Source organism: Pyrinomonadaceae bacterium (assembly GCA_036277115.1).
Taxonomy (GTDB): domain Bacteria; phylum Acidobacteriota; class Blastocatellia; order Pyrinomonadales; family Pyrinomonadaceae; genus UBA11740.
This window is the reverse complement of record DASUNM010000027.1, coordinates 51,335-72,129: the sequence shown is the minus strand read 5'-3', so window position 1 is coordinate 72,129 and position 20,795 is coordinate 51,335. Positions and strand designations below refer to the sequence as shown.

At 57.5% G+C, this 20,795-nt stretch carries 15 protein-coding genes and 1 tRNA gene; 10 read left to right on the top strand and 6 right to left on the bottom strand.

What is annotated here, in order from left to right; all coding sequences use genetic code 11:
* The first annotated feature begins 39 nt into the window (after positions 1-39).
* Complete coding sequence (locus tag VFX97_16530; protein HEX5704807.1) at positions 40-3,327, top strand: amidohydrolase family protein; 3,288 nt, start codon at positions 40-42, stop codon at positions 3,325-3,327.
* A 24-nt stretch (positions 3,328-3,351) separates the two neighbouring features.
* Here the strand turns inward: VFX97_16530 and VFX97_16525 are convergent, their stop codons facing one another.
* The 5 genes from VFX97_16525 to VFX97_16505 all read right to left on the bottom strand — a co-directional run bounded on the left by VFX97_16525 (position 3,352) and on the right by VFX97_16505 (position 8,802).
* Complete coding sequence (locus tag VFX97_16525; protein HEX5704806.1) at positions 3,352-3,759, bottom strand: hypothetical protein; 408 nt, start codon at positions 3,757-3,759, stop codon at positions 3,352-3,354.
* 110 nt (positions 3,760-3,869) lie between these two features.
* On the bottom strand, positions 3,870-4,493 hold the full coding sequence (locus tag VFX97_16520) for a hypothetical protein (GenBank protein ID HEX5704805.1): 624 nt from the start codon (positions 4,491-4,493) through the stop codon (positions 3,870-3,872).
* A 407-nt stretch (positions 4,494-4,900) separates the two neighbouring features.
* A complete protein-coding gene (locus VFX97_16515; protein HEX5704804.1) occupies positions 4,901-5,455 on the bottom strand; it encodes a hypothetical protein in 555 nt (184 codons plus the stop codon).
* Positions 5,456-5,573: 118 nt separating this feature from the next.
* Positions 5,574-7,112: a sigma-54 dependent transcriptional regulator gene (locus VFX97_16510; GenBank protein ID HEX5704803.1), complete on the bottom strand. Its 1,539-nt coding sequence runs from the start codon at positions 7,110-7,112 to the stop codon at positions 5,574-5,576.
* 7 nt (positions 7,113-7,119) lie between these two features.
* Positions 7,120-8,802: an ATP-binding protein gene (locus VFX97_16505; protein HEX5704802.1), complete on the bottom strand. Its 1,683-nt coding sequence runs from the start codon at positions 8,800-8,802 to the stop codon at positions 7,120-7,122.
* Between the two features lie 437 nt (positions 8,803-9,239).
* Between VFX97_16505 and VFX97_16500 the strand changes: the two genes are divergently transcribed.
* From VFX97_16500 to wecB, 9 genes are all read left to right on the top strand, one after another.
* Positions 9,240-10,661: a metallophosphoesterase gene (locus tag VFX97_16500; protein ID HEX5704801.1), complete on the top strand. Its 1,422-nt coding sequence runs from the start codon at positions 9,240-9,242 to the stop codon at positions 10,659-10,661.
* An 82-nt stretch (positions 10,662-10,743) separates the two neighbouring features.
* Positions 10,744-12,366, top strand: a complete 1,623-nt coding sequence (locus VFX97_16495) for a GMC family oxidoreductase (protein HEX5704800.1) — start codon at positions 10,744-10,746, stop codon at positions 12,364-12,366.
* Positions 12,351-12,881: a hypothetical protein gene (locus tag VFX97_16490; GenBank protein HEX5704799.1), complete on the top strand. Its 531-nt coding sequence runs from the start codon at positions 12,351-12,353 to the stop codon at positions 12,879-12,881. Before VFX97_16495 ends, VFX97_16490 begins: the two co-directional genes overlap by 16 nt.
* Before the next feature lie 19 nt (positions 12,882-12,900).
* Entirely contained in the window at positions 12,901-13,785 is an 885-nt protein-coding gene (locus VFX97_16485) for a hypothetical protein (GenBank protein ID HEX5704798.1), read from the top strand.
* A 96-nt stretch (positions 13,786-13,881) separates the two neighbouring features.
* Entirely contained in the window at positions 13,882-14,184 is a 303-nt protein-coding gene (locus VFX97_16480; protein HEX5704797.1) for a hypothetical protein, read from the top strand.
* 178 nt (positions 14,185-14,362) lie between these two features.
* Positions 14,363-15,814, top strand: a complete 1,452-nt coding sequence (locus VFX97_16475; protein HEX5704796.1) for a PKD domain-containing protein — start codon at positions 14,363-14,365, stop codon at positions 15,812-15,814.
* Positions 15,815-15,823: 9 nt separating this feature from the next.
* Positions 15,824-16,474: a hypothetical protein gene (locus VFX97_16470; GenBank protein ID HEX5704795.1), complete on the top strand. Its 651-nt coding sequence runs from the start codon at positions 15,824-15,826 to the stop codon at positions 16,472-16,474.
* An 84-nt stretch (positions 16,475-16,558) separates the two neighbouring features.
* Positions 16,559-18,733 (top strand): VWA domain-containing protein, encoded by a 2,175-nt coding sequence (locus VFX97_16465; protein HEX5704794.1) that lies wholly within the window; start codon positions 16,559-16,561, stop codon positions 18,731-18,733.
* Between the two features lie 700 nt (positions 18,734-19,433).
* A complete protein-coding gene (wecB, locus tag VFX97_16460; GenBank protein HEX5704793.1) occupies positions 19,434-20,522 on the top strand; it encodes a UDP-N-acetylglucosamine 2-epimerase (non-hydrolyzing) in 1,089 nt (362 codons plus the stop codon).
* 47 nt (positions 20,523-20,569) lie between these two features.
* Here wecB and VFX97_16455 read toward each other — a convergent pair.
* A tRNA-Lys gene (locus tag VFX97_16455) sits at positions 20,570-20,645 on the bottom strand.
* Positions 20,646-20,795: the final 150 nt, after the last annotated feature.

The following is a 20,795-nucleotide window of genomic DNA, read 5'->3' as shown; positions in this document are numbered from 1 at the left end:
ATTCGTCAATTGCCATCCGTAAAAAACGAGGTGAAAAGAATGTCACGCAAATTATTCGCGTTGGGCCTGTGCCTGTCCTTCCTTATGTCTGGCTTTCTGCCGGGTCTGCATGCGCAGCAACCTACGCCGTCGCCCACGCCCGCATCTGAGCCGGCAAAGACGCAGGAGGAGCGCAAGCAAGCCGAGCAGAATGCCAAAAAGGAAGAGAAGTGGGACGTCGAAGCCGATCACGGGCCGAGCACGACGGTTGAGTTCGACACTGACGAGGGCACCTGGATGAGCTGCGATGTTTCGCCCGACGGGCAACGCGTCGTCTTTGATCTACTCGGTGACATTTATCAAATGCCTATTAGCGGTGGCCCGGCGCAGTTGCTCGCCGGCGGTCGCGCTTGGGAAGTGCAACCGCGCTACAGTCCCGACGGCAAGTGGATCGCCTTCACCTCCGATCGGGATGGTGGCGATAACATCTGGCTGATGGATACGGCGGGAAAAAATCGCCGCCAGATTACGAAAGAAACTCAACGGCTCACCAACACGCCCGCCTGGACACCTGACGGCCAGTATGTGGTCGCGCGCAAGCACTTCGTCGATCAACGTTCGCTCGGGGCGGGTGAAATCTGGATGTACAGCATCAACGGCGGGTCGGGGGTACAGCTGACTGAAAAGTCGAGTTGGACGGCGAACGTCGGCGAGCCGGCGGTTGATCCGAAAGGTCGCTTCGTCTATTTCGTTAATAGCGGAGATTTCGACTACAACAAGAACGTCTATGGCGGAATCTACTGGATTGAACGTTACGACACGCAGTTGGGCCGCCGCGGCGTCTTCATCCGTGGCGCCGGTGGCGCGATTCGCCCCCAGCCCTCGCCCGACGGTAAGTATCTCGCCTTCATTCGGCGCGATCGCTTGAAATCCGTGCTTTATCTGCGCGAGATCGAGTCGGGACGCGAGTGGCCGATCTACGACAAGCTTACCCGCGATCAGCAGGAGACCTGGTCGGTCTTCGGCACGTACCCGGGATACGCCTGGACGCCCGACAATCAGTCGATCGTCATTACGGCGGGTGGCAAGTTTGTCCGAGTAAACATCGCCACAAAGCAGGCGACGCCGCTTCCATTCACCGCACACGTCAACCAAAAAGTGACTGACGCGGTGCGCTTCCCGCAGAAAGTCGCGCCCGCGCGCGACAACACGCGGCTCTTGCGCTGGGCGCGCAAGAACGGCGACCGCATCATCTACAACGCGCTCGGCAAGCTATACATGAAGGAAGGCGCGAGTGCGCCTCGTCCACTGCTGAGGACCACCGACCTCGAATTCGCACCGAAGTTCAGTGCGGACGGCCGTCGCATCACGTTCGTCACCTGGACGGACGCGGGGAAGGGCGCGGTTTGGATCGCGGATGTTGATGGCTCGAACGCACGCAAGATCACGAGCGTCGGCGACCAGTACGCAAATCCGGTTTTCTCACCCGACGGCGCGAAGGTCGCTTACCTGAAAGGGCGCGGCAGCATAAACCGCGGAGAAGACTTATCGAGCGAGTCCGCATTCGAGATTCATTACTGGGACGGCTCGACCAGCCGCTATGTGATGGACGTGCAGAGCCGCGGCTCCAACGCGCGCATGCCCGTGCTCACTTTTGATCCAAAGGGCGAGCGCATCTACTTCATGGAGTCACCGCCGGTGCCTGCGCCGCCGGGTGCGCCCGCCAACATCCTGACTTACTTGAGCAGCGTCAAGCTGTCGGGTGACGACTATAAGCGTCACGTCGAGGCAAGGTTCGCCGCGGAGATCGTGCCCTCGCCAGACATGGCGTGGGTCTTCTTCAAAGAGCTGCACAAGCTCTATCTCGCGCCGTTTCCGCAAACAGGGAAACTCCTGAAGCTCAACTCCGGCGAATCAATTCTGCCGGTCAAGACCGTGTCGCAGGACTCAGGCGACTGGCTCGCATGGTCGGCCGACAGCAAGACCGTGCAGTGGACGCTTGGGGAAAACTTCTACGAACAGGGGATAGCAAATGTAGTGAAAGAGGCGGCCAAGGATGAGAAACCCGCTGCGCCAATCGCGACAAAGATAGGCTTCGAGTTTGAGACCGCACGCCCGCGCGGCCTCGTGGCGCTCACCAACGCGCGCATTATTACCATGAAGGGTGATGAGGTGATTGAGCGCGGGTCGATCCTCATCGAAGACAACCGCATCAAGGCCATCGGCTCGAGAATCGCGATTCCCGCCAGCGCGCGCCGAATTGATATGGCGGGTAAGACCATCATGCCCGGCCTGATCGACGTGCACGCGCACATGGGCTACAACACGCTCGACATCACTCCTGAAAAGCAGGCGCCCTACTACGCCAATCTCGCCTATGGCGTCACGACCACGCATGACCCTTCGGCCTCGACGCAGTCAGTTTTTGCGCAGTCAGAGATGGTCAAGGCCGGCGTCATGGTCGGCCCGCGTATCTACTCGACCGGCTTCATACTTTACGGCGCTGAGAACGCCGAGAAGGCGACCGTTAAGAACCTGGAAGATGCCAAGCGCCACCTCGCGCGCTTGCAGGCCGACGGCGCGTTCTCAGTCAAGAGTTACAACCAACTGCGGCGTGACGTGCGGCAGATGGTGATCAAGGCCGCGCGCGATCACAAGATGATGGTCGTGCCCGAGGGCGGCTCCACCTTCTTCTACAACATGAACATGATTCTTGACGGGCACACAGGCATCGAGCACGCAGTGCCCGTCGCGCCTTTCTACAAAGACGTGGTCACGCTTTTCGCCCGTAGCCGCACGGCGTACACGCCCACCCTCATCGTGGGCTATGGCGGGATCTGGGGCGAGAACTACTGGTATCAGAAAACGAATGTCTGGGAGAACGAAAAGCTGCTGCGCTTCGTCCCGCGCGACGATGTAGACGCGCGCTCGCGCCGCCGGCTAATGGTTCCTGAAGACGACTTCTTTCACTTTGATCTGGCGCGCTCTGTTCGCGACGTAGTACGCGCGGGTGGCAAGGCGCAGCTCGGAGCACACGGCCAACTGCAGGGTCTCGGAGCGCAGTGGGAGCTCTGGATGCTGCAACAGGGCGGCTTGACGCCGATGGAGGCGCTGCGTTGCGCCACGCTCTACGGCGCGCAGTACCTTGGCCTGGACGGCGACATCGGTTCGCTCGAACCAGGCAAACTGGCGGACCTGATCGTGTTGGAGAAGAACCCGTTGCAAAACATTCGCAACAGCGAGTCTATCCGGAACGTGATGATTAACGGTGTGCTCTATGAAACGGACAATATGAACGAGGTCTATCCCGAGGCGAAACCGCGCGGGAAGTTTTACTGGGAACGTTAAAGCTTCAACGAGAACACAAGGACGTCAGGCGCGCAGCGATGATTCAACGGCAGCCTGCATTGCCGCGACATGGATGAAGGCGTTCCAGTCGTGAACAAACATCCAGAATGTGAACGCACCTTCGGGCGTTTCAGGTAATTTGGTAGATCCTTCGGTTGCTGGCGACTCACCGCCGGCGTCAATCCACAATGGTTTGGCCTCGTGGAAGGTATACTTCGGATCAGGCGCTTCGACGACAAAATAACAGAGACCCGAGAGTTTTAGCAGCACCTGACGGCGAGCTTCGCGGGCTTCTTCATCAAGGGACATGTCGCCGATCCAAATGTCCAACTGCAACTCAGCGGTCCGCTCGGCGTAATCAATGTTAATGCTCCGCAAATACGCGTCGTGCAATCCGTTCGGCAATGATTCAAGTACTTCTTCAATCGTCATCACGGACAGTCACCTGCGTTTTGATGTTCCAATGGGCTTTACCGCTGGGAAGCGATGTCAAACGAGTAGTTCGTAAGGAAAGACCGGATCGAAATCAGTAGGATCCACCCTCAACTGTCGAATACTGCGCATTTCCCTTCGCCGCCCACTTTGTCCGTGGCGTCAGCGGGCAGCGAGTAACGCCAGTCGTGTCTCCTCCAAACTGATCCGTTCACATACTCAATCCGGTTTATTATTACTTCACCATCTTTCAGCCCGTCCGGACGGATCGCGCTGATCACCTTCACCGGCGCATACGGAGTCCACATATCGAGAATTTTCTTCTCCTTTGGCTTCATGCGCAGCACGCAAAGATATTGTTTTGGCGAATAGTCGGCGGGCGTGGCGGTGGGTCTAAATTCCCAGATTAAGCTCCGGACGACATTCGTCCCGGTATTCTTGAACTCCAGGAAGAGATGATAGGTGTTCCCCTGCTCATCGGCAGAGGTGATGGCCTGCTTATCCACGTTCCGCAGTTCAGTTTTTCTCGATCCGAGATCTCGATTCTCCGCCACCATGGGCGGGGTGATTGGTCCAGCGCCGCGAATGACTCTCGTGCTTTGCTTGATCCAGCGAAATTTTATCGCGGTGACGTCAGGCTGTTCGCGTGGGGGTGTTGGTTGCTGCTGAGCAGCAGAGAAAGCGGCGCCAACGAGAAGGAAGAAACTCAGTACGAATAGTTTCCAACGAACCATTGGGACCTCACCTTATACGTCGCTGAACGCCGCGTGTTATTTAACTCTGCCGGAAACTCTATTTCTTCAGGCCCGCTTGATACTCTTAAGGGTTTTGGGATGGATGTCGTCCGATGGGTGCCCGGACACGGTGACGCGTCCAGGCGTTGTCGAATTGATTTGACGATGACTCCCCACGGTTGCAACGAGTGACCAACCATCTCTTCTGAGAAGCTTTAGGACCTCACGAACCTTCACATTCGCGACATGATAGGCGAGTCGATTGAGAATCAGAAGCCATATTTGTAAGAGTTGACCAGGTGGCCGCGAATCAAAGGAGCCTGCGCGCACTGAGCAAGTTGCGGAACAACTTTCACCGCTCGCGATTTTGTTTGCGAAGTCCGCAAAGAACCTTGGTGCGCCATCATTCAAATGACTATGACGGGATAGGCGAACTTGAGGTACATGAAATAGAACAAGAGACTCACAAAGAGAATCAAAACGCCAAAGGTGGAACTCTTCAATGCAAGACTTTCGAACTTTACCTCAAAATCTATCGACGATTCTTTGCTGCCTTTCGTGCGCAACTTCCGTGCGTTACGAAACTCCATCGCCGCAGCTATCAAGCCAAATAACAACAGGACATGGGCAATCCCGAAAGTGAGATTTGCGGAAAAGTTCGACCAATACACCACGCGTTTGGCATTCTCAGCTTTTGCCGCCTCCTCATTCATTCTAGTTAGGATGAAAGCTTTAGTCGCAGCCTTCAGGGCATCAATCTCCGCTCTCTTTTCCTGGGCTTGTACATCTGTCAGCTTTTGCCCGAAGTCCTGCGCTTGAATTACCTTTACGTAGGCTTCCAGCAATGCTCCTATCTCAGAGGTTTGCGCCTTCTCCGCGACTCCCTGGTTAGCGCTTACTAAACTCGGAAAGACTAATGAGCTTGCCAGTAGGAACAAAAGTGTAGTACCGAATCGTTTCATTTTTTAAGCCCACCAAAGATTTATGTTCTTAGAGCCGCGTATGTTTCAAATCCGAGCATAGTCCGCAGAGGTCTATATAAGACCTCAGCTATTCCGAAACCGCAACTAATCGATTAAGTCAGCGACGCGGCTCGCCGGTGGCCCCCGCCGCTTGTTCAGCGCTGCGTTCAGGCTCGGGGTCGTCATACTCGCGGCGGCGTGGATAGGGATCGTTTGCGCGCCGGCGGGGAATTGAATCGCCGCGCCGTTCGTCACGCATCTGCGCGGTCAGCCCGCGCACGCCATGCTTATCGAGCAGGTGACGCAGCGAGCGCACAGACATCTGAAGAAGCTGCGCGGCATTCGTCTGATTGCCTTCCGTGCGGCGCAGCGCTTCCATCACGTAAGTCTTTTCCAATTGATCGAGATGCGCCGTGAGATTGATTCCGTCGTCCGGCAGTTCGAACGCCGAAGCCACGCGCGTCTGGCTGTACTTCGTAATCTGATCAGGGAGGCGCTCGGGTTCAATCACTTCACTTGTTTCGAGCGCGACAGCGCGTTCGATCGTGTGCTCCAGTTCCCGAACATTACCGGGCCATGAATAATTCTCGAGCAGACGCATCGTCGATGGGCTGATCACCATCGAACGGCCGGTTTGGGTGCAGTGCTTGTTGATGAAGTAGCCGGCCAGCTCGACAATGTCGCCGGCACGTTCTCTCAAGGGCGGCAGCTCCATCGGAATGACGGAGATGCGATAGAAAAGATCCTCGCGGAACGATCCATCCTTCACCATGGCTCCCAGGTCGCGGTTCGTTGCGGCAATGACGCGCGTGTTTACTTCCAGCTCTTCGTGCGCGCCGACCGGACGTACTTTGCGTTCCTGCAGGACGCGCAGAAGTTTCACCTGCATCGCCGGCGACATCTCGCCGATTTCGTCGAGAAAGATTGTGCCCTGATTGGCAGCTTCGAAAAGTCCTTTGCGGTTTGCCGTGGCGCCGGTGAACGAGCCTTTCACATAGCCGAACAACTCCGACTCAAGCAACGTTTCCGTGAAAGCGCCGCAATTGACTGAGACGAAAGGCTTCTGTGCACGCGGACTGAGATCATGAATCGCGCGCGCAACCAGTTCTTTCCCGGTGCCTGACTCGCCGGTGAGCAAAACCGTCGAAGGCACTTGCGCGACCGTCTCGATCATTTGAAAGACGGCCTGCATGCGATCTGATTGGCCGATGATGTTACTCAGCCGGCCGCGCGCTCGCTGTCCCTTAATCAGGGCTTCGTTTTCGACTTTAAGGGTTTGGGCTTCGGCTTCCCGGGTAATCTTCGCGAGCGCGCGCAGGACCTTTTCTTTCAGCAGCTCATTGTCGAAAGGCTTGTGCACAAAATCGAATGCGCCCAGCAGAAACGCCTCATGCGCGGTCGATTCGTTGGCGAACGCGGTCATCATGATCACTTCAACGTTCGGGTGAAGTTCGCGCGCCGCGCGCAGCAGTTCGATGCCGCCCATGTCCGGCATCTTCACATCTGACAGGATTACATCGGAGGGCTGGGTGCGCAGCAACTCCATCGCCTTGCGCCCATTCTCAGCCACGCGGACGGTGTGACCCTCGCGCTGGAAAAGATGCGTCAGGAACTGGCGCATGCTGAGCTCGTCGTCGACGATTAGAAGATTGGCCATAGGATCGTCAGTTCACCCCAGGCAACTCAACCGTAATAGTTGTCCCGGACCCCTCTCGGCTGCGAACGTTAATTGTACCAGAATGGTCACGGATAATTTGATAAACAATCGATAGCCCGAGCCCGGTGCCGCCGGTCGTCGAAGTGAAGGGTTCGAATAAGCGTTCCACCTGCTCAGGCGTCATGCCGCACCCCGTGTCCCTGAAACTAATATGGACGCGATCGGCATCGGTCCGTTGGGCCGTGACATGAAATTCGCCGCCGTCAGGCATCGACCGCAAAGCGTTACGCGTGACATTCCAACAGACTTGCTTCAACTGTTCCGCGTCGCCTTTCACCAACAACGGTTGCGCGGGTAACTGCTCTTGTAGACTGTGGCCGTCAGTGATCTCAGGACTATTGCGCAGGAGTTGAAGGGTCTCGCCGATCAATTCGCGCACATCCACTTCTTGCATTTCCGCGGCGCGGGGCCGGGCGTAGTTGAGATAATCAGTGACGATTTTGTTCAAGCGGTCAGACTCGCGCAGGATGATCTCCATCAGTTGGGAATGATCGGAATCGCTGTCCATCTCAGACCTGAGCATCTGAATTGAGCCGCGCATGGCCGCGAGGGGATTGCGAATCTCATGCGCGATCGAGGCAGCCATCCGCCCGACCGCCGCCAGACGATCCTGACGTCGCGCAGTCTCTTCCATCACGCGCACGTCGGTAAGATCCTGAAAAGTGATCACGAGTCCGCTGGTCTCGCCCGATTCCGCGAACAAAGGCGCGATGCTGTAGCCAAGATGCAGCATGAAACCACTCTGCGTTAAGGAATCAATCTCATATCGCGGGCTGACTTTGCCTTCCGCCGCCGCCGCCATCGAATCGGCCATCTGTCGCGTCATCTCGCCAAAAAACATTGAAGCGTTCTTGCCGCGAACGTCGGCAGCTTCGTAACCGGTGATTTCTTCCGCCGCGGCGTTGAAAGTAAAGATGCGGCCCCCAAGATCCGTAGTGATCAAACCCGATCGGATCGATTCGACGATGCGTTCGTGCAACAAGCGCAGATCGGCTAAGGTTCGGGTCGCTTCTGCCAATTGCACATCTGAAGTTCGTTGCCTTTCGGCGAGCTTCGCCGCTAACAGACCGACCACGAGGAACGAAACATCCGCCAAACCCATTGCCTGGACCACGCTGGGCAGTGTTTCTTCGGTCGCGAGGCCACCGCGCGGCACCACTCCATTCAGCAGGAGCAACGAAACTGCATTGAAAGCTGCGGCGCTGCCAATCGCGGTAATCAGCGCGCCGCGCGGGCCGATGAACCAACTCGCGGCCGAAATCACAACGATATAAAGAGCGGTGTAAGGCGAGCGGACGGCGCCGGTAATCCAAACCAGCCACGTGACTAAAAGCACGTCCGCAAAGAATTGAAAGCGCGCCTGGACGAGATAATTTTTCCAGAGGAGGTGCGCAACCGAGTAGATTGCGGTGAGTAACGCGACTACCAGGAGCAGCGGCTTGATTGATTGCAGCGAGTCATCGACGTTCGGTCCAAATGTGCCGCGAGCCCAGATTGCGCCGGCCAACATCACGAGCACCGCCACCGCCGCCCGCCCGCCAATCAACCACCACAAACGAGTGCCGAATGCTGCTTGCGTCGTCCGGCTGCCCTCACTCGCCATGCCGAAAGCGTACCATGGAATCAACACAACGTGAGCGAAAGAACTGGGTTATGGCAAGCTCGCCCAACCGCCCGCCAAGTCAATTGACAAGCAACTTTCGCCGGAATAGAGTGTCCGCGTTTAATCCTCGCTTACCTGCTGGCAAGAGTTTCTCTGGTTAGTTTTATACAGGGGCCTGTTCGTAGATCTTTTCGGTACTCACGAAGGAATTACCGACTATGACGCTGTCTCCAACATTCAAGATCTTCCGGCCCTTCTAGTGTGCGTTGTGAAATCGCCAGGGCAGTCGGCCGCCCTAACGCGGCCCGGCTAGGCTTCCCGGAGCAGGAAACGTTTCGCGCGGCAGCGTCATTTACAGTGTAGTCATCTTGCGCCCGGCACGTGACGAGAAGCAGACCGGGCCTGCCATCGAGGGTCCGAAGAATGGGCTGCGGAAGCGCCCTCACGCGAAAGGAAACTCCTTCATGCCGGATTTTTTCTCCGAACCGTTCGTGCACCTCGCCGGACTGACTCACAAGTCCGCGCTCGTCGCTTGGGGCGCCTTCTACTTCCGGGTCAAGAATTCTGGCAAAGAGTTCAAGCTGTTGGAGGACGACGATCTCGACAAGATTCACCCTCCGCGACGCGAGACTATCGGCGCGAGGTCTGAGCCTTACGGCAACGCGCGCGTGATCGTGTCGGACTTGGCGGGCAACGAGATCGCGTCCGCCTTCACTTCCAACACGAACCATTGCTGGGTGGCGGGGCTTGAGCCGGACACGGAGTACACCTACAAAGTCATCGTTAACGGCGAGGAGTGGGCGCGCGGCGAGCGGCGCGATTGGGTGAGCGGCGGCGATGGCAAGGGGCTCACCCTGAAGGGGAGGAGTTACAGCAACCGCTTCCGCACCCATCCCGATCCGACCCGCGCGTCGCCGTCGCCTTTTACCTTCGCCGTCCTCGGCGACTTCGGTGTCGGCATCCGCAAGGACAAGGAGGACCGCCATCAACGGCAAATCGCCGAGGCCCTTGAACGAGCGGTCACCGAGCACAACATCCGACTGATTCTGACGACCGGCGACAACATCTACCGCAGCGGCGGCTTTCTCGGATCGGGCGGCCAAACCGGCGACGAGGACGACGATTGGTACTTTACGTACTATCAGCCGTACCGCTACGTCATCAATCGCGTCCCCGTATATCCCAGCATAGGCAATCACGACGCCGACGAGACTGAGAGCCGCGACGACCGGACGCAGCTCGAAGACAACTTCTACGTGCGCGAGCGCGTCGCGGGCGAGGAGGCCGCGGGCCGCGCCTCCTTCGAGCCGGGGCAGGGTCTTTTCTACCGCTTCCGCTACAGCTCAGAGGTTGAGTTCGTGTGCGTCGATACGTCGAAGGAGCCGAGCACCGGGTTCAAGGACAGACTCTTCAAGCACCCGAAGCACAGCGAGTTCCTTAAGTCGGCCCTGCCGGACGCGGGCGGCGCGGCGGCCAGCTGGCGTATCCCCTTCTGCCACCACCCGCCGTTCAGCGCCGGCCCGAAGCACAGCAACACTAAAGGGATGGAAGCGCTCGTAGAGCAGTTCCGCAGGGCCGGCGTGCGGGCGGTCTTCAGCGGCCACGAGCACAACTTCCAGCATTGTCGCTCCAACGGCGTCGACTATTTCGTGACGGGCGGGGCCGGGAAAGTCAGGACGGACAAGCCGAAGAAGTCCGCGTTCGAAAAAGCGCACACGCTCTCGTGGGCGGCTCAGCCTCACTTTCTCCTCGTCACCGTCGAGGGCAAGCGCATGACCGTGCAGCCCATCGCACAACTCGGGCCGGGTGGTGCGCTCTCAGAAATCGGGCGGCTGGCCCCGGATAACAGTCAGGTAAGCGAGCCGATTGTCATCAGCCTTAGTTGAGGGAGTGAGTATGAACGAACGAATCATCTTCCGGCTGAGTGGAAGACGGCCGGTAGTGTCCGATCTCGTGAGGAGGTGAATGATGGCAGGGAAAATTGTCGAAGGCCGGAACCTTCTTCCGCCGCAGGACTGGACGTTGATGCCTGACTTCTGCGTCATCGGATCGGGCGCAGCGGGCGGCGTTTGCGCGCTGAAGCTGGCCGAGGCCGGCTTCGTCGTGACCGTGCTGGAAGAGGGACCGAACATCCCGAAGGAGCCGGGGCATGGCGGCCCGTCGCACGTGCGGAAAATGCTTAACGAGCGCGAAGTCGAGATGTACAAGCTGCTCTATCAGGAGGGCGCGACGCGTCTCACCAAGAATGGGGGCGTCAAGGTCTTGCAGGGGCGCTGTCTCGGCGGCGGAACCGCGGTCAACTGGTCAGCCTGTCTGCCACCGCGTTTAGAAACGCTCGACGAGTGGCAGAAGCGCGGCTTGCCTTTCACGCGGCAGAACCTCGAACCGTACCTGCGCGAGGTCGTCAACTATCTACCCATCGTCCGCAACGATAAGTACAACACCTCGGCGAAAAAATTCATGGAGGGGTGCGATCACCTCGGCATTCCCCACGACAACCTGCCGAACAACACGCACCAATGCCGCGAGTGCGGGAGTTGCGGCGTAGGCTGTCCATACGACCGCAAGATGAGCGGCTTCGTAAAGTGGCTCCCCGACGCTGTCGCGAAAGGTGCATCCGTCTACACCGACACGAAGGTTGATAAGCTCGTCGGAACCAATGACCGTATCACCGAAGTCCACTGCCATTTCATTGACGGCAAGAACCGCCCGACCGGAGGCACACTCATCGTCAAGCCGACGAAAGGCGTCGTGCTCGCCGCGGGGGCGATTGGCACACCGGCCATCCTCTTGCGCTCGAAGCTCAACCTTCCCAACAAGCAGGTCGGCAAGAACACGCACATCCACCCTGTCACCATCACCATTGGCAGGTATCCGGAAAATACGCACCCCGCGTACGGCGTACCTGACAACATGTGGACGCCAAAGTTTGCGCCGGGCCCGACGGGCTACCTCATTGAAACAGGCTCGTTCTACCCCGTTTTCTCGGCCTCCGCGACACTCCAGCACGGGGATGAGTTGCATCGCATCCTGCGCGATTACTACCCCAGGGGCGCGATCTCCTACGCGCACCACACGACCGGCTTCGGTGACGAGGATTACGGCACCGTTACGCTCGACAAAGGCGACCCCGTGCTCGACTACGTCATCCCCGAAGCCAACGTCGGGCCGATGCGGGAGAGCCTCGTCGAGATGTGCCGCATCCACCTCGCCGCCGGCGCGTCCTCGGTCTACGTCATGCGCAATCCGCCGCTCGAGGTCCGAAGTGAGGCCGACTTCGCCGAGATCAGGAAGATCCAGTTCGCCGAGCCGCAGCGCTCTACCATCTTTACCGTCCACGTCATGGGCGGGTGCCAGATGCACAAGGATGAGAAGCGCCGCTGCGTCAACAACGACTTCACGTTCACGGGAAAGAAAAACCTTTGGGTGTTGGACGCCTCGATCTTTCCGACGGCGCTCGGCGCGAATCCCCAGGTGACTATCTACGCACTCGCGCTGTGGGGCGCGAAAGAGATTTGCCGGCAGACCGACAACGCGCCTTTTACGCTCAACCACCAGCAAGGAGGTACATGGCCATGGCCGGGTTACTAAACACGTTAAGCGCGCTGGCCGACCCGAAGAAGCGAGCCGGGGTCAAGACGACCGGCCTCGAAAACCTCGACGCGAAGACGGCGCTCATCCTCTTCGCCGTCGCTGAGGCCGTACTCGGCGAGAACTTCCTCGTCAAAGCGCCGAAGTTTATTGAGACGGTGGACGACTTTCTCAACTACCAACGCTCCGGCCAGCGCGAGGCGTTCCTGACGGCGCTGCTCCTCGCCGAGACAAGGCTCTTTAACCTCATCGCCGGCGGGAATGTGACGCCCTTTTCGCACCAGACGCTCGCCAATCGCCGGAAGACGCTCGAACAGCTCCGTTCGAGCAACAGGCAGCAGGGGCGCAACATCTACGCGGCTTTCGTTAATGTTTCGGCCTCGACATACTACGCCAGCGATCTAACCTGGCCTGACTTGGGTTACGCCGGTGTAAGCGTGGATCATCCCGAGATCTTGACAGCGCCACCTCCCCCGCTTTGGCGGCAGCATGACGACCGACCGGTCGAACCTTAATCCGAAGGAGAATCTCAAGATGGCTCAAACAGGCAAACTAAAACTGGATCTCGTCGACGTTTTTGGAAAGCGGCTCAAGGAGAATGTTGACATTTTTATGAGTAACCTTCACTTGGACCATAAGCCTGTTTTTAGAAGCATTGATGCTTCTAAGATCATCAACATCTCTAAGCTCCACACGGGGTCGCAGGGTATTTATCAGATTTCGATAGACCCTCCGTCGTATCACCCTGTCGGTCGGATTGTCACCGTGGACACTGGTGGCGTGACTGAGATGTCTTTCCCATTTCCGGTGGACATCTCAAAGATCGTCAGCGTTAAGTTCCCGACCTTTCCGAACCTGGTGAAGGAACTACGCACGCTTTTGACCAACAGTCCCCTTGTGCTGGGTTTCGAAAACAAAACGGGCGACACGCTATACAGTGCGCTGGACGACATCCGCCGCGGCGGCGTGATGAATATCGCCCGGAAATCTTTGGCGACAAGGTTCAGCAATAACAAATCAGTCCTCTCGCTGATTAAAGAGATCAGAGAGTTACGCGGAGATCGATTTTTCGCATTCGTTGACAGGGAACTTAGGGAAGAAGTGATAAACAGCATCAACACCGGGCTGTTCCACAAGGTTGACGGAAGGTTGCACAAACTCCCCCCAGGTTTCGAAGGATTCGAGGATGTCGACAGTTTCAAAACCGACGATCATTTTGGAAACCTGCAGGTGACCTTCTTTAGGAAGGGCGATGAGTTCGTCGCCGACATCGATATTGATGACGCCGGCGGCCTCGGCCACATCTTTCAAGTTCTCAGAAACCATTTCACGGGTAACCCCACGCATCCGTTTAATATTCATCAGATCTTGCTGAGGCACCAACACCTGAATCCTGGATACAGCTTCAATTTAAGTTGAGCAATTTTTGCTGAAACAGAAATCTGACTGCCGACCGTTCTGAATTTGAAGAAAAAGGACGTCGGCGATGCTCCGGCAAGCCCCGCAAGCAGATGCATGGAAAAAGGCTCTTTCATCGGCTACCACTACACTGACGATGTTCACGATGCCGTGGTAAAGCGTGTTCATCAAGAGAATGAACGGCTACAAGTTGATATCGAAACAATCGAGGGTCACGCCGTCGCTTTTAGTTTCACCGGAGTGCAAACAGTTGACGCGCATCAGGCGGAAGGCATGTTGCTCTATTCCTTGAGTGAGATGGAGTCTCCTCCTCCCTACCGTCGGTTTGTGTTCACAAACTCAGATGATGACGACCCCGCCCGACTCGAAATTGTGGCTCGGGGAGTACACCGTGAGTGATGAAATGGTTTTCGGAGTTGCAATCAGCTGAGTGCATTGCAGGTAGGGTTCGCCGGCGTAACGACCGCTCTTTGGGCTTCATCGCTAATGCCCGCATTGACTTTGGCCTGCCACGAGCATATCTTCGCGGCGTTGCCGCAAGCGTAAGAGTGCCCACTACAAACCCTCGGTCTCGATCATGCGTCGTCAGGCTCGGTTTCTCTTGCCCGTTCTGTGTCTGGTCGTGTTGTGTGAAGCCGTTGGCTCGCAACAACAACCTCCAACAGTAAATCTGCGTCCGGGCTCGGTTGCGTCGTCGCCAGGGACTCCGCAAGTTCGTGTCAGGGCTGACAAACCGCGCGTGCCGCTGGGCACCAAAGTGACCTTCACGCTCTCGCCCGCCAGCGTGCTGTCTGATTACGTGGTTACGCTTTACTTCGGTGACCGTCGGCAACAAGTGATGACTGGCCCTCAGGCCACTCACGTTTATCAAGCCGTCGGAAATTACACTTACTCAGTAGACGTCAAATCCCGCCGGCGGTGTCAGCCAACTGTCACCTTGAGCGCCTCCGCGAGTTCGGTTCGCGAACGAGAGGCGGTCACGTTCTCAGCCCAGCTTTCTGAAAGCTGTCCCAACATTCAGTATCAGTTTGTGTTTGGCGACGGGTCGTCGAGTAATTGGCAAAGCAGCCGGAGTGCGCAACACCGCTACGCGCCGGCCGGGAAGTATCTCGCGTACGTAGATATCAGTGACGGCAACAGTCGCGTCGGCGGCAGTGCGCGTATCCCGCTTGAGGTGACGCCGGGATCGGTTGTTGACCCGCGCCGTGTTGACCCGCGCCGCAATGTATCCGTTACGCTGACCACTGAACCGATGCCGGCGCGACAGGGAACGCCGGTTACTTTCACCGCGAAGGCATCGCCCGCACGCGACGATGCGCGTTACCTGTTCAATTTTGGCGACGGGGGGCGAACGTCCTGGCAAACTGATCCGCAGTCAAAGCACACGTACAAGACCCGAGGCGTCTATCGACCTTATGTGCAGGTCAGACAAATCGCGAACAATCAAACCGTGAGCGCGACAAGTGCACCGGCGGTGTTGAGAGTAGGACGTCCTAACCAGACCACAGATCCGGATCCCAGTCCCACACCGACGCCGGCGCCATCGCCTGGTACAAGTCCATCGCCGACGCCCATTACTTCACCGACAGCGAGTAACTCGCCGGCGCCTTCCCCGGGCAACGGATCACCTTCTCCAGGTGATGGATCGTCTTCGCCCGGTTCGTCACCGTCCGGCTCAAACGGAACAACGGTGACGGGAAGCGAAACACCTTCGTCGTCACCTTTCGGCACTCCAAATCCTAATGACGCGACTTCAGGTAATAAGTGGTGGTACCTGCTGATTGCGGCGGTAGTTCTATTTCTGCTTTACCAGGCATCGGGACTTCTATTTGCGACCCAGCCAACATTCGCGCCCTTTGCAGACCACGGAGTGGCGGCGGTTGCGACCGAGAAAGGCGCACTGCCGATTAATTTTGAGATGGTATTGGATAGAAATGTCTCAGGCGGCGACTATTCCGTCACCACGGACCAGCCGCGCCTGGTGACGAATTCGCCTGAACCTGAAGACCGGCAGATAATCGAAATCTAAGGAGAAGAAATGGCTGAACCCACGACCACGATTGAAGCTACGACCACCGCCGAACCCACGGCGGCCCTTCAGCCCACGACAACGATCGGCGATGTTTTCGAACTCCCCAAACCCGGCGAGCCCGATCCGAAAACAGATCGGTGGGACGCTGTTCAGAAGCGGATCAAAGAAGAAGTAAAAGACGTAAAGTTTCCGGCGGCGCTCAGTGACCTTGGGCCGAAGATCTGCGAGCTGTTCAACGTGCCGCTCCCGAACGTGCTCGTCACATCGTGGAAGAAAGTCGATGACCTGCGCGCGCGTCTCGAAAAATCCCGCAACGCCCCCGACAAAGTGGAATACCTCGAGCTGGCGCAACACACGATCAACTGCGACCAAAAGCCTTACCTGGAAATGCGGCTTAAGAACGTACCGCTGAAGAAAATTCAGTTCGCGGTCAAGCTCGTCTTCACCTTGAAGGGCTTTGTGCTGAAAATCCAAAGCGGAGCGATTCAGGAAATTCAAACCGGGGCTTGCGAGGTGAAAGGCACTATCTCGTACGCGGGTCACGTGATCGTCGAAAAGAAACTCTCACCCATCAAACTTCCGGGCACCTTGCCCGTGCCTGCGGCCCTCAGTCTCTCTCAATCACCGCCTGAGCAGGCCAAGGCTGCGGCAACTTAATCCAAAGGACGAACGTCGAAGTAGCGCGCGTATCTGGCGCGTGATTTCATGGGGCGAGACGCCCGGGCCACCCCTCGAGAACAAATGCGAGTCAACGGCAAACTCTTTGTCTGCGTGGTCGTTCTGCTGCTCTTGGCACAGGGACTGGTCGCCCAGCAGGACCGCAAGCCGGAAAGCGATGACGTTTTGCGCATCAGCACAGAGCTTGTGCAGACCGGTGTCAGTGTCTTTGATAAGCAAGGTCGCTTCGTGGAAGGACTGACGAAGGAAGACTTCGAGTTGCAGGTGGATCGTCGCCCGGTTCCAATCTCGTTCTTCGAAAGCATTGTCGCGGGCAGCGCGCGTGATCGGTCAGCCCGGCGCCTAACTCAAAATAATCCGCTGCCTGAAGATCGTACGGCCACAACTTCTGTTCGGCGGCGCACGATCGTCTTTTTCATTGACGACCGTCATCTTTCGCTCGACGGCCTCGGCCGCACGCGAAGAACTCTTCTTAGTTTCATCGATAAACAAATGGGTCAGAACGATCTGGTAGCGATCGCTTCTGCCAGTGGCCACATCGGATTTCTGCAACAGTTCACCGACAACAAAGAGGTTCTGCGCGCGGCCGTCGCGCGCATTAGCCACGTGCCAAACTCAGTCACCGACTATGGAAAGAATCCCGGGAGTCCGATGACGGAATACATGGCGCTTACCATCGAGCAGAAAGACGATCGGAACGTCTTCGAATTTTATGTTCAGGATTGTCTGAAGTGGGCGCTCAAGCCGCCGGGCGCGAGGCGAAATGCCCGCGCGCAATGCGAAATCGAAGTCACTAATCGCGCGCGACAGATTTTGCTACAGGCCGGCGCGGTCACTTCCAGCAGCTACTACTCGCTCGAGACGCTTCTTCAATCCGTCGAAAAGATGCCGGGGAGCAAGCTCGCCTTCTTCATTTCCGATGGGTTCCTGGCTGACACAGGCCCGCGCAGTCAGGTGGGCCGGGACCGCCTCGGACGAATTACCGACAAGGCGCGGCGCGCCGGCATGGTGATCTATACGATCGATGCGCGCGGTCTGATCTCCGGCGCGCTGGATGCGACGGGTAACGTGCCCTTCGACAGCGGCGGCATGCTTGAGAATGCAAACCTCCGCGAGATAGCCGCGACGCAGGACGCGTTGCATTCGCTGGCGGTGGACACTGGCGGTCGCGCTTTACGAAATCAGAACGAGTTCGATCAGTTTATCAATGTCGCCTTGGACGAGACGTCGCGCTATTACCTTATCGCCTGGCGTCCCGAAGCCGGCGACGAAAAGGACGACAAGCTCAGAAAGATCACGGTGAGCGTGATCGGGCGTCCGGACTTAACCGTGCGTTCCGCGCGCGGGTTCACGAACAGACGCACAGTCGCCTCGGCGACGGACGAACGGAAGTCGGAAGCAGAAAGCGGAAAGAACACGCGGGCGAAACAGCCCGACGCGGATATTCAGGAGGCGCTCAAGGACTTTTATCCGAAGCAGGCATTTCCTCTGCAACTTGCTTTGATCTATCTGGACACGCCTGCCAGCGGCAGCGTGTTGACCACGTCCGTTCAAGCATCGGCGGAATCACTCTCGTACGGCGAGGAAGGGAAGGATCCCGCACGAGTGACAATCGCGGGCGTGGTTCTCAACGATCAGGGCAAACCGGCTGCGAGTTTCCGGACGGGCCTTAAAGTTAACCGGGCTTCCGCGGCCACTTCACAGGGAACTGCTTCGAACGTTATCTACAACTATCCTGCTCCGCTAAAGTCGGGAATCTATCAGGTTCGCGTCGCGGCGCGGGACGATGCCAGCGGGCTGGTGGGCAGTGCGATGCAGTGGATAGTTATTCCTGATCTCGCGTCGCGCCAGCTTTCCATGAGCAGTCTGCTGGTCGGGCTTGAGAGCGTGGCGGCGAACAGCGCGAGCGCCGAACGAATTCAGTGGAGCGTGGATCGGAAGTTCGGGCGCGGTTCTCATCTGAGATTCATCACCTTCGTCTACAACGCCGCGCAGGCGAGCCCGCGCGTGACCAATCTCGCCGCCCGCGTGCAGGTTTACCGGGACAGCCGCCCCGTGCTCTCGCTCCCAACTGCGAAGCTCTCAGTGCCAACGGATACAGATCCCGCGCGTGTTCCTTTCGCTTCAGAAATCGATCTCACGCGCCTGCCGCCGGGTGCTTACGTACTCGAAGTGACGATTGAAGATCTGGTCGCGCACAAGTCTGTGTCCCAGCAGACGACGTTTTACGTTGAGTGAGGTTGGCTCTGCAGCGCTGCGTAGCAGCGGTCTTAGCTAAGCCCAAGGCGGGGCTTTAAGAGCCTTGGGAAACCATGTCCGCCATAGATCAGCGGAGCCCGCGAAGCGAGCGACATCTTTGGAGTGCGGCGACTAGTCGCCGCTTTCTTTCGGGGTCCCCGCGCGGGTAGCCCGCATGGGGTGCCGATAGCGCTGACAAGTCAGCGCACTCCAAAATTGGTCGCCGCTCCGCGGCTCCTACAAATTTATTAACCATCCTAACCCAAGGCTTGCAAGGCGTGGCCTTGGGCTTAAATACATCCGCTGCTGCGCAGCTCGTTGAATATTGTGAGCCAGATCTAAAGTGATCAGCGATCAATCAAGCGCGTTTACATCCCTTAAGACTTTTGGCTCCACCTGGTATTCCAACCCGAAGGGTTGACAGAAAGTAGCCGGAGGTCAAAGCGAAGCAGAGACCTCCGGATCGGGTGCGGTGTTAGTTGCACCCTGTTAGGGGTGCCAGATAATCCGCGAATTCTTGCATCCCTTCAGGATGCTCAAATCACTGTCGCCGGTTCCCGGTGGTCGGCGACCACCGGCTACTTTCTATCAGCCCTCCGGGCTGAAGCAGCACCTTTCCTTCTCATCGCGGCGCTTAAGCGCCACCGTGTTATATACTTCGACAGCTTTCGTTCGAGAATCAACACCATAGATTAGAAGCTTGAAACGCATTCTCCATGTCGTGGGCGCGCGCCCGAACTACATGAAAATCGCGCCGATCGTGCGCGAGATGGCGAAGCACGCAGACGAGTTCGCGCAGACGTTGGTGCACACGGGCCAGCATTACGACGACAACATGTCGAAGGTTTTTTTCGACGAACTCGACATGCCGCGGCCGGATATCAATCTCGAAGTTGGATCGGGTTCTCACGCCGAACAGACAGCCCACGTGATGATGCGTTTTGAACCGGTGGTCGTGCAGTTCAAGCCTGACTGGGTCGTTGTCCCGGGCGATGTGAACTCGACTCTGGCGTGCGCTCTAGTGGCCGCGAAGCTGGGAGTCAGAGTGGCGCACGTCGAAGGTGGCCTACGCTCGTTCGATCGCACGATGCCGGAAGAGATTAATCGGCTGCTGACCGATCAGATTTCAGATTTGCTGCTGACACATTCGCCCGAAGCCTGCGAAAACCTGGTGCGCGAAGGCGTCGCGGAAGAAAAAATTCATCTGGTCGGCAATACGATGATCGACACGCTCGTGCGGCTGATGCCTTTGGCTGAAGAGCGTTGGCCGGCGTTGCACTCTCGTTTCAGTTTCGATCGTTTCATTTTGGTGACCCTCCATCGGCCGAACAACGTCGATGACCGCGCGGGCTTGAGCGAAATCATCTCAGCGCTCAACGAAGTCAGCAGCGACGTGCCGGTGCTATTTCCGGTTCATCCGCGCACGCGGCAGCAGATTGCTGAATATGAAATTAACGTGAGTGAAACCTTGCGACTGACTGAGCCGATCGGCTATATCGAGTTCCTCGCGCTCCAGGCGCACGCGTCCGTGGTCGTTACGGACTCAGGCGGCGTGCAGGAGGAAACGACTTTCCTTGGCGTCCCGTGCCTGACCGTGAGGCCGAACACCGAACGGCCAATCACAATCACGACCGGAACGAATCAGCTCGTTAAGAGAAGCAGTGCGGCGATCGTTTCCGCGATTCGCTCAGCCCTTGATCGACCGCGCCGTGCGGCGGCTTCGCGTCCTGAATTTTGGGATGGAAAAGCAGCCGAAAGAATCGTGAGCCTGTTTCGCGAGCTGGACTGACCTGAAAAAGAAAAAGCGGCAACAGACGCCGCTTCGATTTGGGAAAGTGGTGAGGCGTGTAGGGATCGAACCTACGACCCGCAGATTAAGAGTCTGCTGCTCTACCAACTGAGCTAACGCCCCACGAGAAGTGAAAATTATACGGCGCGAAAAAAAGTAGTCAAGCACGCCGTAACAATTCTAAGTTCTTCTCAGTGTTGCGGTACGACTCTGTGTCTCTGTGCGTTCTCAGTGACTCTGTGGTGAGTCTTCCTCGCAACACCAATACCGAGG